Raw genomic sequence first — 14,039 nt, forward strand, 5'->3', positions numbered from 1 at the left:
TCACCAACTTCGCCAGCCCCGGGGCCGAGCTTGAGCGCCGTGGCCCGAGCGGACATCGAGGACTGAACTGCGAAGTCCTCAGCCCAGTTCCTTGAATGCCTGCAGGCCCGCCAGCGGTGTGAACTGGCCGGCGCGCTTCTCATTCATTGCAATGATCGCCTCGCGCACGTGTGCGTTGCTCCACACCGCGCCCTGCAGCCAGCCCATCTGGCGCAGGCTGTCTTCCACCGAGTGGTCGCGGGCATAGGTCACGGCCTGCTTGGTGCCCCAGATCGCCACCGGTGGCTTGGTCGCGATCTCTCTGGCGCACGCCAGCGCGGCAGCCAGGGTGGCCTCCGGGGTGTCAAACACCTCGTTCACCAGCCCGTAGGCCATGGCCCTGGCTGCCGGCAGGCGCCGGCCGGTGTAGGCCATTTCCTTGACCACCGCGAAAGGAATCAGCTTGGGCAGGCGCTGCAGCGTGCCCACGTCGGCCACCATGCCGATGTTGATTTCCTGGATACAGAAGAAAGCATCGGCGCTCGCGTAGCGGATGCAGGCGGCGGTGACCATGTCGACCGCGCCGCCGATGCAGCCGCCCTGGATGGCGCAGATCACCGGGATGCGCAAGTTCTCCAGTTTGGTGAAGGTGGCCTGCATGTCGGTGAGCAGGTCGAAGATGGCGGCGCGGCCTTCCGGGCTCTGGTCGTCCATGGTGATCGCGCCGGCGAAAGTCTCCAGTGACATGCCGGCGCTGAAGTGCTTGCCGGTGCTGCTGATCACCAGCGCCCGCGCTCGCCCTTCCCGGTGGATCTGCGTGAGCAACTCGTCGAGCTCGCGCCAGAAGGTGGGGTGCATGGTGTTGAGCTCGGCAGGCCGGCAGAGCACCAGATGGGCGACGTCATTCGTCAAGCTCAGGGAAAAGCAGGTCGGTGTGTTCATGGCGGGTCTTGTCTCGTTGGCGTTGGAGGGATTCAATGTAGACGGCACTGGCGGACGCTTCTGTCCCGGCCTTGACGAGCTTGCCCACGCGCACACCCAGCAGGCGGATGCGCCGGCCGAGGTCCACGCGCTTGAGGCACAACCCGGCCTGGCGGCGGATGGTGGCAGCGTCGCTGGTGAAGTGGTCGATGGTCACATCGCGCGTGACGATCTGGAAGTTGTCGTAGCGCAGCTTGATGCCGATGGTTTTTCCCGCATAGCCCTTGCGTTGCAAATCGTCCGCCACCTGCTCGCACAGGCGCGTGAACACGCCGCCCAGTTCGGCGCGGTCGCGCACCGCGTGCAGGTCGCGGTCGAAGGTGGTCTCACGGCTCATGCTCACGGGCTCGCTCTCGGTCTGCACGGCGCGTTCGTCGCGACCCCAGGACACCTCGTGAAGCCAGGCGCCGTAACTTTTCCCGAAGTGGTCGATGAGCCAGTGGCGATCGCGCTGGGCCAGGTCGCCGATGGTTTGGATGCCATGGCCCAGCAGCTTCGCATCGGCTTTCGGGCCGACGCCGTTGATCTTGCGACAGGGCAGGGGCCAGATCAGGCCTTGCAGATCGTCGATCTGGACGATGCTGATGCCATTGGGCTTGTTGAATTCGCTGGCCATCTTGGCGATCAGTTTGTTGGGCGCCACGCCGATGGAGCAGGTCAGGCCGGTGGCCTGGAAGATGCTCTTCTGGATGAGCCGCGCCAGCACGCGCCCCCCTTCGCGCTGGCCGCCGGGCACGTGGGTGAAGTCGATGTAGACCTCATCCACGCCGCGGTCCTCCATCACCGGCGCGATCTCGCGGATGGTGCTCTTGAAGAGGCGAGAGACGCGCCGCACTTCGTCGAAGTCCACGGGCAGCAGGATGGCCTGCGGGCAAAGCCTGGCGGCCTTCATCAGGCCCATGGCCGAGCCCACGCCGAACTGGCGTGCGGCGTAGGTGGCGGTGGTGGCCACGCCTCGGCCCGCGTAGTGTTCCAGCCGCGGAAAACACTCGGGCGGGATGTGCGCCAGGTCGACGCCGGTCCAGTCGCGCTCGGGGTGCTCCAGACGCAAGCGCCTGAGCATATCGTCCTCGCGACGGCGCCCGCCACCGATCACCACCGGCAGGCCTTTGAGTTGCGGGTAGCGCAGCAATTCCACCGACGCGAAGAATGCGTCCATGTCCAGGTGCGCGATGCGCCGGGGCAGTTGGGCGGTCGGGGAAGCGGGCTCGGTCACGCGGCAAGCATAGCGGGATTACCATCGAGAACGCGTCCGGCACTCGGCTGGCGCACCGCCGCTGGAGGACCCCCATGAATTCGCTGTCTCGCCTCTTCACCGCCCTGCTCGTGGGCGCCGGCATCGCATTGGCTGGCTTCGCCGTGGGCCAGGGTCTGGAGCGCTTCCGCATGTCGGACCGCTCCGTCACCGTCAAGGGCCTGGCCGAGAAGGACGTGGAAAGCGACTTCGCCATCTGGACGCTGGGGTTTCGCCGCGCCGGCGCGGATTTCAACCAGGTGCAGCAAAACCTGTCGGCCGACCGCGACAAGGTGCTCGCCTTCCTGAAGGCACGTGGTTTCACCGAGACCGATATTGAGGCGCGACCCTTGCAGGTGCAGGACCTGTATGCACGCGAATACGCGCAGGGCAACCAGCCTTTCCGCTTCAACGGCACGGGTCAGGTGCTGGTGAAGTCGGCTCGCGTGGCCGAAGTGGAAAGCGCCGCGCGTGCGGTGGATCCGCTGATCCAGGCCGGTGTGCAGCTCGGCGCCGACAACGAAGGCCGCAGCGGTCCGCGTTTTCAGTTGCGCGGCTTCAACGACATCAAGGCACCGCTGCTGGCCGAAGCCACGCGCAACGCGCGGGAGCAAGCCGACAAGTTTGCCGCTGAAGCTGGCGCCGAACTTGGCCCGCTCAAGAATGCCAACCAGGGTGTGATCCGCATCACCGGCGACGACGGCAACGATTTCGACGATGGCAGTTCGCGCATGAAGCGGTTGCGCGTGGTGAGCACCTTCGAATACGAGCTGAAGTAGCCCGGTTTCTGCTTCGCAGGGTTGCAGCAACTTGGCTGGCCAGCCCCGGGGCCCAGGCTCAGAGCGCCCGCTGGACCAGCCAGCCCTTGAACAGGTAGGGCTGGCGCGGCCCTGACGTCTCTGGTACCCCGCCCTTGATTTCCACGCTGACGGCGAGTTGGGTGGCGGTCTTCAGGGCGGCTTCGGTCGTGGGCAACTGCGCTGTCCTGATCTTGCTCTGGATCACCCCGAGCGAACGCGGCGCCTGGCCGGTGGACAGGGCCCAGAGCTGCATGCTGTCCTCACGCCCTTCCACCATGTTGTTGAGCCGTTGCAACTCCAGCAAGCCGGCTTGTGGATCGAGTGTCACCAGCAGCGCGGGAAGCTGGTGTTCATCCAGCAGCACGGCCACATAGCGAACCTGAGGGATGTGGGTCACCTGCCGCTGGAGGTGCTCGAGCTGCGCTTTCATCTGCTCGTAAAGGCTCACCGTGGCGGCGCCGCCCAGCAGCACGACCAGCATCAGCACCACGCTGACAGCGAGCCAGAATTTGGATGTGCGGGGACGCGGGACGGGCGTGTTCATGGGGGATGGCTATGTGGGGTAGGTACCGGGCAGCAGGATACCTTGGTCCACGTTTTCGATGTTGGTGTGGCCGCAGAACGCCATGGTCAGGTCGAGCTCGCGGTGGATGATTTCCAGGCACTTGGCCACGCCGGCTTCGCCCATGGCACCCAGGCCATAGAGGAAAGGTCGGCCGATGTAGACGCCGCGTGCGCCCAGGGCACGGGCCTTGAGCACGTCTTGTCCGCTGCGGATGCCACCGTCCATATGGATCTCGATCTGGCCCCCTACCGCGTCCACGATGGCCGGCAGCGCTTCGATGCTGCTTTGCGCGCCGTCGAGCTGGCGCCCGCCGTGGTTGCTCACGATCAGGGCATCGGCGCCCGAGGCCACGGCCAGTCTGGCGTCTTCCACATCCAGAATGCCCTTGAGGATGAGTTTTCCGCCCCAGCGCTTCTTGATCCATTCCACATCGCCCCAGTTCAAAGCGGGGTCGAACTGTTTGGCCGTCCATTCGCCCAGACTGCTCATGTCGGCCACGCCGCTGACGTGACCCACGATGTTGCCGAACTGGCGCCGTCTGGTGCCCAGCATGCCCAGCGCCCAGCGCGGCTTGCTGGCGATGTTGATCATGTTGGCGATGGTCAGCTTCGGTGGAGCCGATAGGCCGTTCTTCAGATCCTTGTGGCGCTGGCCGATGATCTGCAGGTCCAGCGTGAGCACCAGCGCAGAGCAGCGTGCGGCCTTTGCCCGGTCGATCAGGCGCTCGATGAAGGCGCGATCCTTCATGACGTAGAGCTGGAACCAGAAACCGTCGCCCGCATGGTGCGCCACGTCTTCGATGGAGCAGATGCTCATGGTCGAGAGCGTGAACGGTATGCCCATCGCCCTGGCCGCGCGCGCGGCCAGGATCTCGCCGTCGGCGTGTTGCATGCCGGTCAGTCCCGTGGGCGCAATCGCCACTGGCATCGCCACCGGCTGGTCCACCATGGTGGTGCGCGTGCTGCGGTTCTCCATGTTCACCGCCACGCGCTGGCGCAGTTTGATCTTCTGAAAGTCGTCCGCGTTGGCGCGGTAGGTGCTCTCGGTCCAGGAGCCGGAGTCGGCGTAGTCGTAGAACATGCGGGGCACCCGCTGCTGGGCCAGCACGCGCAGGTCTTCCACGGTGGTGATGACGGTCATGAGGCTTGTCTCCGGTGGGTTGTTGGTCTGCATGTTAGCCGCGAGGCCAGGCCCCGACGCGTGAAAGCGCGACACCCACCTGTGAATTTTCTTGAGCCAGACTTCAAGCCGGCGGCGCGATGCAGCAGGCGCGTTCGGCCTCGTTCAGCGGTTCAAGCCAGCCCAGTTGCCGTTCCAGCACCTCCAGTGTGGCCTCCGAGGCGTCCTGCCCCTGTGCCTGGCGGTGGCGGATGCGCTCGCGAAGCACCGCCAGCGGCGCCTCGGGCGCCAGGATGTGGAATGGGCAGCCCATGCTTTGCGCCAAGGCACCGAAGTCGGCGCGCTCGCGGTGCCGCAGGAAGGCCGCGTCCACCAGCACGGTCCAGCCATCCTGCAGCAACCCGCGTGCGCGCTGCAGCAGGTGGTCATAGGTGTCCAGGTTCGCCTGTGGGCTGTACAGGCCGTCGTTCGGTCCGGAGCCGCTGGCTTCGTGGGCGTCCAGGCCATGCAGACGCTTGCGCTCCACGTCCGAGCGCAGCCGGATCGCACGGCCGCTGGCTTCCAGCAGCAGCCACCGGCTGGAGGCGTGCGTCTTGCCGCTGCCCGAGAGACCGTGGGTGATCAGCAAGCGAGGCGGGCCGGGCTGCGCGATGCGTCCCGCCAGCGCCAGGTAGTGGTGTGCTTCGTTCTGGGCGACACGGCAGTGCGCGCCAGGCTGGTCACTGCGGATGGCGGCCACCTTGGCGCGCACGAGCGCCCGGTACACCGCGAAGAAGGGCAGCACCCAGAGGGCAGAGGTGTCGCCGCTGGCGTCCAGCCACTCGCTCAGGAACAGGTTGGCCAGTCCTGGCCGTTCGTGGCCCTGCAGGTCCATCCAGGTAAATGCGATGTCGCTGGCCACGTCGATCCAGCGCAGCGCATCGTTGAACTCGATGCCGTCGAACGGCACCACCTCGTCACCGATCAACACCAGATTGGCCAGGTGCAGATCGCCGTGACCCTCGCGCACGCGACCGTGCGTCCTTCGCTGCGCCAGGGTGTTGGCCACGGCAGCGAATCGCACCCCGGTCCAGGTGGCCAGCGTGTCGATGCGGGTGCGGTCTGCGGGCAGGCTGCAGGCCGCCTGCAACGCGGCCAGGTTGTCCTGCGCAAACGCCAGCATGTCTTCTGCCTGCCCCCAGGCTCCCTGCGCAGTCATGAAGGCGCTGCGTGCCTGGAAATCGGCCATGCGGCGGGCCAGGCCCGTGAGATGAGCGGGCCGGAGCGCCCCGGTCTGGCACAGGTGGTCGAGGCGTTGGTTCTGGTCGAATCGCCGCATGTGAACGGCGTATTCGAAGGCGCTTTCGTCGTCCTCGTCGGGTCGTCCCCAGGCGGGATTTTCGGGTGTTCCGACGATGGGCAGCACCTCCAGGTACAGGTGGGAGGCTGGGTCGCCGGTCTCGAACCGTCGGTTCAGTCGCACTTCGGCTTGGCAGGCCGCACGGCGCAGGCCCAGTGTGCTGAAGTCCATGAACGGCAGGCAAACCGGCTTCTTGATCTTGTAGGCATGGTCCCCGGCCAGCAACACCCAGGCGCCATGGGTCTCCAGCAGCTCCATGGCGGTCGCCGCATGGGGGTACCGCGCCGGCTCCTGCAGCGCCCGCAGCAGGGCGGGGAGGTCGGTTCGGCGCGCGTGCATCAACCGGTGCCGCAGCTCACGCTGCCGCAGCCGGACATGCTGGCCGGTCGCACGCGCTGGGGATCGGGCAGCGTCTCTGTCTGCGTGTCGTAGCCCAGCGATGCGAGGTGCAGGGCGAGGCCCGCGTCCATGGTGGCCGCGTGCTGCGGAAACCACTCCGCCAGGGCCTCGGCGAGCCTGCCGATCAGCGTGGTGTCGCCTTGTTCGGTGTGGGTCCTGACCGCCTGCATGGTCTCCAGGATGCTGGCATGTTGAAGGGCGTGGCAGTTGTCGGGGGCAAAGCCGGTGGCCTGCATCCAGCGCTCTTCCTGTGCGAAGTGATCGACCGTGTGGTCGATCACCTGCAGGTACAGCGGCATCTGTGCTTCGGGCGACACGGACATCAACTGGTTGAGCAGTGCCACAAAGGCCTCGTGGGTCTCGTCCATGCGGGCGTCCCCGGTCGCGAGTTCGGGCGTCCAGGCAAGAGGGTGGGTCGCGGTGTTCTCCATGGCCGCCACTCTACGACGGGTGCCCGGATGGCACTTTGACGCGCGTCAACTCAGGCGGCTGTGCGCATGGGTGTGGCTGAAGCCAGCGCCGTATCGAGACGCGTGAGGAAGTCAGGCGCCAGAGCGGTTCGCACATGGAGCATGTCGACGGCGTCGTCGTCGGCGAGCCGGTAGCCTTCGAGCGAAGCCATCTGGCCCAGCGCCAGGCGCTCGCCCAGACGGGTGCAGAGGTAGACCAGTGCCAGGCGTTCGCTGTGCGGCGTGTCCATCTGCGCCCTGGGCGCGCCCAGCATGCGGCCCGCATCGCGCACATCGTTGGCCAGGGCGGTCGGCAGGGACCATCGGCCCACGAGCAGCAAATGGCCGATCTCGGCAGCACCCAGGCCCAGAAGATCCTGCTCCAGTCGAAGTCGCGCAAGCCGGTCGCGCTGCAGCCAGGCCGAAAGCCCGGTGGGCGGAATCAGCGAGGCCATGGCCAGTGCGCCGACGAAGCTCAGCACCACCTGCGTGACCAGGGTGCCAGGTGCTGGCTGGTTCATCGCCTTGTCCAGGCGGGTACCCAGCTCGCTGGCCATGGCGCTTGCGAGCCAGAGCGTGTCGAAGGTTTTTTGCACGCCGGGTTGGGTGGGTTGCAGGGCCTCGGCCATCAGGGTCTGCAGGCAGATGCTGCGCACACTTTGCAAGCCCAGGAAGGTGACCGCCTGCCCGAGGTCGGTGACGGGCTGTCGCAGTCCGTAGAGCGGGCTGTTGACGCGCGCCAGCATTCTGGCGGCGATCCAGGGCTCGCCCTGAACGAGTTCACTCAGTTCGTTCGAATTGGCCTTGGCCATGAACTCGGGCGAAAGCATGCGCGCCAGTGCATGCGGCGGACGGGGTATGTCATGGATGGCGGCCAGCAGCCGATCGCGCTTATCGGGCTCCATCTCTTCTTCGGTGCGCCAGTGCCATTTCGGCAGCGCCTCTCGGCCGGGCGCCTCAACCCGGCTGGGCACAATGGCGGGCGCGGGCGCTGGCGAACGCAAAGCGGCCTGCCGCCCGGGACGAACGGCAGGTGGGGTCGACGGGCGGAGCCACCACCAGGCCAGACCTGCCAGTGGCAATGCGGCCGCAGCGAGCAGCAGGTTGGACATGATCGGCCTCCTGGGCGGGGCGAAATACCTCGTCTGCCGTGGGCAGAAGAAGCGCTTGCCAGGTTATCGACGCGTTTCGTCGCCGACTTGAGCCAGGCCGGCTCTCAGCCCAGGCGGGCCCGATGCCTCGCCACCTGTGCGCGCACCTGTGCGGGTGCAGTGCCACCGAGGGTGTTGCGCGCGTTGAGGCTGCCGCGCAGGCTCAGGCACTCGTACACGTCCTTTTCGATCGACGCGTTGAACCCTTGCAGCACCGACAGGGGCAGTTCGGACAGGTCGCAGTTGTGCGAGACCGCCGCCTTGACCGCATGCGCCACGGTTTCGTGGGCGTCGCGAAAGGGCAGGCCTTTCTTCACCAGGTAGTCGGCCAGATCGGTGGCGGTGGCGTAGCCCTTCTTGGCCGCGTCCTCCATGGCGATCGCGTTCACCGTGATGCCGCCTTCCTTCTGCCCGGTGGACGGGTTGAGCTGTCCGCCCACCATCTCGCAGAAGATGCGCAGCGTGTCCTTGAGCGTGTCCACGGTGTCGAACAAGGGCTCCTTGTCTTCCTGGTTGTCCTTGTTGTAGGCCAGCGGCTGACCCTTCATGAGCGTGATCAGGCCCATGAGGTGGCCGACCACACGGCCGGTTTTGCCGCGCGCGAGTTCGGGCACGTCGGGGTTCTTCTTCTGCGGCATGATCGAACTGCCAGTGGTGAAGCGGTCGGCGATTTTCACAAAGCCGAAGTTCTGGCTCATCCACAAGATGAGTTCCTCGCTGAAGCGGCTGATGTGAACCATGCACAGCGAGGCGGCAGCGGTGAATTCAATGGCGAAATCGCGGTCGCTCACGCCGTCCAGGCTGTTCTGGCACACCTGCGGCTCGCCGCGTTCGTCGACCATGCCCAGCGTGCGGGCCACGAGTTCGCGGTCCAGCGGGTAGGTGGTGCCCGCCAGCGCGGCGCTGCCCAGTGGCAGGCGGTTGGTGCGGCGGCGCACATCGGCCATGCGCTCGGCGTCGCGCGAGAACATCTCCACATAGGCCAGCAGGTGGTGCGCAAAGCTCACCGGCTGCGCCACCTGAAGGTGGGTGAAGCCGGGCAGGATCACTTCGACGTTCTTCTCCGCCACGTCCACCAGTGCCATCTGCAGCTCGTTCAGCAGCGGGATGATGAGGTCGATCTCGCCACGCAACCACAGGCGCACGTCGGTGGCGACCTGGTCGTTGCGGCTGCGTCCCGTGTGCAACCGCTTGCCCGCGTCGCCCACCAGCTGCGTCAGGCGTGCCTCGATGTTGAGATGCACATCCTCCAGGTCGAGCTTCCACTCAAAGCTGCCATCTTCGATCTCCGTGGTGATCTGGGCCATGCCACGCTGAATGGATTCGAGGTCGTCGCGGCCGATGATGCCCTGGGCCGCCAGCATGTGCGCGTGGGCGAGACTGCCGGTGATGTCGGCTTGCCACAGGCGCTTGTCGAAGAACACGCTGGCCGTGTATCGCTTGACCAACTCGCTCATGGGCTCCGAGAATAGGGCAGACCAGGCTTCGGATTTCTTGTCAAGTTGATTGGTGGACATGGTGTTGCCAGCGGCTGGGTGGGAATGGAGAGGAGCGGATGTCCGCCAGGGAAGGGGCCACGAGGTGCATGCCCGGGCCGGCAGACGGCGCAACGGACCCCTGTGCTGGCCCTCACGTTGGCCGACCCGAGGACGGAAAACGCTTCCCATGAAAGATTCCAGAATTTTATCGAGCTTCCAGGAGCTGGCGCATGCGGCGGGTGCGCGTCCGTTGTCGGAGATGCCCGAGCACCTGCGTGCGCGCGTGCAGGTTTTCGACACCTGCCAGGTGGGCACGGTGCTGCGCGCGGTGCTGTTCGTGCAGGCCGTGATCACCGTGGCGGCCATGTTTGGTGTCCACACGGTGCTGGGCTGGGTGACGCAGATGGCCGTCCTGACCGGCGCCGCCTTGCCCGCGGTGCTCGCCTGGCTGCTGACCGTCTGCGGCCTCAAACGCCAGCTCGGCCTGTTGCCCATGCCGGGCCAGTGGATCGCCGCTACGGGCCTGGGTGCGATCTCCGGCCTGTACGGGTGCGGCCTGCTCGTGCTCATGGGCCTGGCGGATCTCGCGCCCTGGGTGGCCAGCGCATCTGCAGGTGCGCTGGTCTCGGCGGTGCTGGTGGCCGCGCTCATGTGGCGCGCCAAGGCGCGCACGCCCGCTGGCACCACCGCGCGCCTGGCCGAGCTGCAGGCGCGCATCCGGCCGCACTTCCTGTTCAACACGCTCAACAGCGCCATTGCGCTGGTGCGCGAGGAGCCGGCCAAGGCCGAGAGCCTGCTGGAAGACCTGAGCGAGCTGTTTCGCCACGCGCTGGCCGACCCGAAAGAGGCCGTGCCGCTGTGGCAAGAGCTGGAACTGGCCGAGCACTACCTGGGCATCGAACAGGTGCGTTTTGGCGAGCGGCTAAAGGTGGAGTGGAGCGTCGATGAATCGGCTTCCAAGGCCAAGCTGCCCCCGCTGATCCTCCAGCCGCTGGTGGAGAACGCCGTCAAGCACGGGGTGGAGCCCAGCCCGACGGGGGCCATCGTGCGCATCAGCACGCAGCGCCGTGGCGGGGTGGTGGTGATCAAGGTGACCAACACCGTCCCGGCCGGCAGCGGCCGCCCGGGAAACGGCCTGGCGCTGGACAACGTGCGCCAGCGACTGACCCTCTTGCACGACGTCCAGGGCCGCTTTCAGAGCGCCCTGGTCAACGGAGTGTTTCAGGTCCGGCTTGAAATACCGGTATAAGCGCGTATGGGACAGGTTCTGGATACGGAGCGTGACATGGCATTGAAGGTATTGATCGTTGACGATGAAGCCCCGGCTCGCTCGAGGCTGCGCGCGTTGTTGGCCGAGTGCGCCGAGCCTCGCACCGATGTGGTGGGCGAGGCGTCCAATGCGGTGCAGGCGATGGAGCAGATCCAGCGCACACAGTGCGATCTGGTGATGCTCGACATCCACATGCCCGGGGTGGACGGCATTCAGCTGGCGAACACCCTGCGCGAGATGGCCAAGCCGCCGGCGGTGGTGTTCGTCACGGCTTACGCCGAGCACGCGGTGCATGCGTTCGAACTCGAGGCCATCGACTACCTCACCAAGCCGGTGCGGCGCGAGCGCCTCCAGCAGGCGCTGCAGAAGGCCCAGCGCCTGTTGAGCGCCGGCGATGGCGCAGGTGATGCGGGGCTACCGGAGAGCCTGATCATCCAGGAGCGTGGCCGCAGCGAGCGCGTGGCGCTGGCCGACGTCATCTACCTCAAGGCCGAACTCAAGTACATCACGGTGCGCACGGCCGACAAGGAGCACATCTACGACGGCGCCCTCAGCGACCTTGAGCAGCGCTATGCCCACCTGTTCGTGCGCGTGCACCGCAACGCCCTGGTCTCGCGCCGCGCGGTGCGGGCGGTGGAAAAGCACAACGACCCGGTGGAAGGCGAAGGCTGGATGGTGCGCCTGGATGGCGTGGAAGAGCGCCTGGCCGTTTCGCGCCGCCAGCTGGCGGCGGTGCGCGAAGCGCTGATGAGCTGAGCTGCTCGCGGTCAGGCCACGCCGTGGCGCCGCAACACCTCGGCCCAGGCCGCCAGCTTGCGGTCGAAGCTCCAGCTGGCGTTGGCCGGGCTGGTGGATGGCAGGCGGTAAATCGGCAATCCGAACGGTTCCGTGTGCTTCGCGTGCCGAAAACTCTCGCCGCCGTTGTGGGCGATCGCTTCAAGCAGCGGGCATGCGCGCCGCGCAGCCGCGAAATCGTTGAGTTCGGCGTTCTGGATCGCCGTGTCCAGGCTGCCCTCGCGCTCGCAGGCGCGGTACACGTCCCACACGCCCAGGCCCCGTGCGCGCAGCACCGTCACGCGCTCCTCGTAGGGCATCGCCGGCAAGGGCAGGGCCCAAAGAGCACCGAGGATCTGCCAGAAATGGTTCTGCGGATGGCCGTAGTACTGCTGTGCGCGCAGCGACGCCACGCCCGGAAAACTGCCCAGCACCAGCACACGCGTGTTGGTGCCGATCACGGGCGCCAGGCCCTCCAGGCGCTTCATGGCAGATCCTTCAACCGGGGCAGCGCCGCGATGGCGTTGGCCTGCGTGGCGGCCTGCATCGCATCCACGGTGATGCCGCGCAGGCCTGCCACCACCGCGCCAATGCGCGGCAACTCCACCGGTGTGTTGATGCCCTGGGCACGGCCCGCAGCACGCTCCGCCGCGGTGGCATAGAGCCATTGGGGCGGGATATCGGGCGAATCTGTCTCCAGCACCAGTGCATCCAGCGGCAAGCCGCTGGCGAGGCGGCGCAGCTGGCTGGCCGCTTCGAACGTCACCGCGCCACCAAAGCCGAGCTTGAAACCCCGATCCAGAAAGGCGCGTGCCTGCTGTTCGCTGCCGTTGAACGCGTGCGCGATGCCGCCGCTCGTGGGCAGTTCGCGCAGGTGTTTGAGCAACACGTCGGCGCTGCGGCGCACGTGCAGGATCACCGGCAGGCCATGCTTTCGCGCCAGCCGGAGTTGAGCGCGGTAGAAGAAGACCTGGCGTTCGCGCATTGCCGGCGTGCACAGCGCGGGGACGAAGAAGTCCAGTCCGATCTCGCCCACGGCCACGAGGTGCGGGTCGTCGCCGTGTTGGGTCAACGCGGCGTCCAGCGCGTCCAGATCACCGTCCTGTGCCTGCGGCACGTACAAGGGATGGATGCCCAGGGCGTAGGCGTCGCCCAGGCGGTGGGCCAGCGAACGCACGGTGTCGAAATTGGTGCGCTCCACGGCCGGTATGACACAACGGCCCACGTCGAGCGCTGCAGCCCGCGCACGCGCGGCCAGCGCCAGGGCGTGCTCGGCGCCGAACTCGGGGGCATCCAGATGGCAGTGTGTGTCGATCCACATGGCGGTATAACGGGCCATTGTGCCGCCACGAAAGGAATCACCATGCCGTCCACCCTCCGCCTTGCCGGGCTCGTCGCACCGGTTCTGATGGCCCTCACCGCCTGCGCCATGCCCGGTGCGCCTGCCAGCGCTCCGCTGGTGGGCAGCGAATGGCGCCTGGAGGACCTGGGTGGCACCGGGGTGCTGGATCGCGTGGAGGCCACGCTGGCGTTTCCCGAAGCGGGCCGCGTGGCGGGCCAAGGCTCGTGCAACCGCTTTTTTGGTTCCTACACACTCATGAGCGACCGCATCGCCATCGGCCAGATGGGTTCGACGCGCATGGCTTGCGCCGGCGCGGTGGGGGAGCAGGAAGCGCGCTACCTGGGTGCGCTGGAGAAGGCCGAGCGGGTGGAGGTGCAGGGAAAAACCATGCTGGTGTACAGCAAGGGCATGCAAAAGCCCCTTCGCTTCGTCCGAACAAAGCCTTGAGCAGCGGATCGCCTCAAGTCAACACACCCGTCGTCAAACGCAGCACGCGGCCGCAACGCGCAGCCAGCGTCTCGTCATGCGTCACCACGATGAAGGCGGTGCCCTGGTCGCGGGAGAGTTCCAGCATGAGCTGGAACACACCCTCGGCGGTGCTGCGATCCAGGTTGCCGGTGGGCTCGTCGGCCAGCACGCAGGCGGGTTGAGTCACCAGGGCGCGCGCGATGGCCACGCGCTGGCGTTCGCCACCCGAAAGCTCGGCTGGCCGGTGATGAAGCCGTTCGCCCAACCCCACGCGGCCGAGCATCTCTGAAGCGCGTTCGGCAGCTTCGGCGCGCACCATGCGGCGAATCCACAGCGGCATGGCCACGTTGTCGCGCGCGCTGAATTCGGGCAGCAGGTGGTGGAACTGGTAGACGAAACCCAGGTGCCGATTGCGCAGGTCGCCCTGCTGGGCAGCGCTCAACCCCGACAGCGTTTGACCCATGAGCTGCACGCTGCCGCTGGTGGGCGCGTCAAGCCCGCCGAGCAGGTGCAAGAGCGTGCTTTTGCCCGAACCCGAGGCGCCGACGATGGCCACCGTCTCGCCCGCGCGCACGGTGAGATCCACGCCGGTGAGCACGGTCACGTCAAGCCGCCCTTCCTGGAAACGCTTGGTGAGGCCCGTGGCACTCAGGACCACATCCATTCGGGTAGAGCCATCGCTCGTTCGGGT

At 66.8% G+C, this 14,039-nt stretch carries 15 protein-coding genes; 4 read left to right on the forward strand and 11 right to left on the reverse strand.

The annotated features are described in order from the left end of the window. Window positions 1-78 precede the first annotated feature (78 nt). Complete coding sequence (locus tag AB7F11_RS07730) at window positions 79-921, reverse strand: enoyl-CoA hydratase-related protein (protein ID WP_428288081.1); 843 nt, start codon at window positions 919-921, stop codon at window positions 79-81. Beyond that, entirely contained in the window at window positions 881-2,119 is a 1,239-nt protein-coding gene (locus AB7F11_RS07735; RefSeq protein ID WP_428288178.1) for a Y-family DNA polymerase, read from the reverse strand. Before AB7F11_RS07735 ends, AB7F11_RS07730 begins: the two co-directional genes overlap by 41 nt. 131 nt (window positions 2,120-2,250) lie before the next feature. On the opposite strand from AB7F11_RS07735, the gene AB7F11_RS07740 reads away from it, so the two are divergent. Next, window positions 2,251-2,973, forward strand: coding sequence for an SIMPL domain-containing protein (locus AB7F11_RS07740; RefSeq protein WP_428288082.1), 723 nt, complete (start codon window positions 2,251-2,253; stop codon window positions 2,971-2,973). Between the two features lie 58 nt (window positions 2,974-3,031). On the opposite strand, the gene AB7F11_RS07745 is transcribed toward AB7F11_RS07740, so the two are convergent. The 6 genes from AB7F11_RS07745 to argH form a co-directional block, all read right to left on the reverse strand. Next, a complete protein-coding gene (locus tag AB7F11_RS07745) occupies window positions 3,032-3,538 on the reverse strand; it encodes an anti-sigma factor domain-containing protein (protein WP_428288083.1) in 507 nt (168 codons plus the stop codon). A 9-nt stretch (window positions 3,539-3,547) separates the two neighbouring features. Beyond that, entirely contained in the window at window positions 3,548-4,699 is a 1,152-nt protein-coding gene (locus AB7F11_RS07750) for an alpha-hydroxy acid oxidase (protein ID WP_428288084.1), read from the reverse strand. 103 nt (window positions 4,700-4,802) lie between these two features. After that, window positions 4,803-6,356, reverse strand: coding sequence for an AAA family ATPase (locus tag AB7F11_RS07755; RefSeq protein ID WP_428288085.1), 1,554 nt, complete (start codon window positions 6,354-6,356; stop codon window positions 4,803-4,805). Then, window positions 6,356-6,847: a bacteriohemerythrin gene (locus AB7F11_RS07760; RefSeq protein WP_428288086.1), complete on the reverse strand. Its 492-nt coding sequence runs from the start codon at window positions 6,845-6,847 to the stop codon at window positions 6,356-6,358. The genes AB7F11_RS07755 and AB7F11_RS07760 overlap by 1 nt, the downstream gene beginning before the upstream one ends. 50 nt (window positions 6,848-6,897) lie before the next feature. Continuing rightward, on the reverse strand, window positions 6,898-7,977 hold the full coding sequence (locus AB7F11_RS07765) for an HDOD domain-containing protein (protein WP_428288087.1): 1,080 nt from the start codon (window positions 7,975-7,977) through the stop codon (window positions 6,898-6,900). A gap of 104 nt (window positions 7,978-8,081) precedes the next feature. After that, window positions 8,082-9,533 carry an argininosuccinate lyase gene (argH, locus tag AB7F11_RS07770; RefSeq protein ID WP_428288088.1) on the reverse strand — a complete coding sequence of 484 codons (1,452 nt, stop codon included), beginning with the start codon at window positions 9,531-9,533 and terminating at the stop codon, window positions 8,082-8,084. A 148-nt stretch (window positions 9,534-9,681) separates the two neighbouring features. On the opposite strand from argH, the gene AB7F11_RS07775 reads away from it, so the two are divergent. Both AB7F11_RS07775 and AB7F11_RS07780 read left to right on the forward strand, forming a co-directional pair. Beyond that, window positions 9,682-10,743 carry a sensor histidine kinase gene (locus AB7F11_RS07775; RefSeq protein WP_428288089.1) on the forward strand — a complete coding sequence of 354 codons (1,062 nt, stop codon included), beginning with the start codon at window positions 9,682-9,684 and terminating at the stop codon, window positions 10,741-10,743. Between the two features lie 36 nt (window positions 10,744-10,779). After that, on the forward strand, window positions 10,780-11,520 hold the full coding sequence (locus tag AB7F11_RS07780) for a LytR/AlgR family response regulator transcription factor (protein WP_428288090.1): 741 nt from the start codon (window positions 10,780-10,782) through the stop codon (window positions 11,518-11,520). 11 nt (window positions 11,521-11,531) lie between these two features. Here the strand turns inward: AB7F11_RS07780 and AB7F11_RS07785 are convergent, their stop codons facing one another. Beyond that, on the reverse strand, window positions 11,532-12,026 hold the full coding sequence (locus AB7F11_RS07785; RefSeq protein ID WP_428288091.1) for a DNA-deoxyinosine glycosylase: 495 nt from the start codon (window positions 12,024-12,026) through the stop codon (window positions 11,532-11,534). Continuing rightward, complete coding sequence (locus tag AB7F11_RS07790; protein ID WP_428288092.1) at window positions 12,023-12,877, reverse strand: TatD family hydrolase; 855 nt, start codon at window positions 12,875-12,877, stop codon at window positions 12,023-12,025. Before AB7F11_RS07790 ends, AB7F11_RS07785 begins: the two co-directional genes overlap by 4 nt. 24 nt (window positions 12,878-12,901) lie before the next feature. Between AB7F11_RS07790 and AB7F11_RS07795 the strand changes: the two genes are divergently transcribed. Further along, window positions 12,902-13,327 carry an META domain-containing protein gene (locus AB7F11_RS07795; protein WP_428288093.1) on the forward strand — a complete coding sequence of 142 codons (426 nt, stop codon included), beginning with the start codon at window positions 12,902-12,904 and terminating at the stop codon, window positions 13,325-13,327. 13 nt (window positions 13,328-13,340) lie between these two features. On the opposite strand, the gene lolD is transcribed toward AB7F11_RS07795, so the two are convergent. Next, entirely contained in the window at window positions 13,341-14,012 is a 672-nt protein-coding gene (gene lolD / locus AB7F11_RS07800; RefSeq protein ID WP_428288094.1) for a lipoprotein-releasing ABC transporter ATP-binding protein LolD, read from the reverse strand. Window positions 14,013-14,039: the final 27 nt, after the last annotated feature.

It is taken from the genome of Hydrogenophaga sp., assembly GCF_050250835.1.
Taxonomy (GTDB): domain Bacteria; phylum Pseudomonadota; class Gammaproteobacteria; order Burkholderiales; family Burkholderiaceae_C; genus Hydrogenophaga.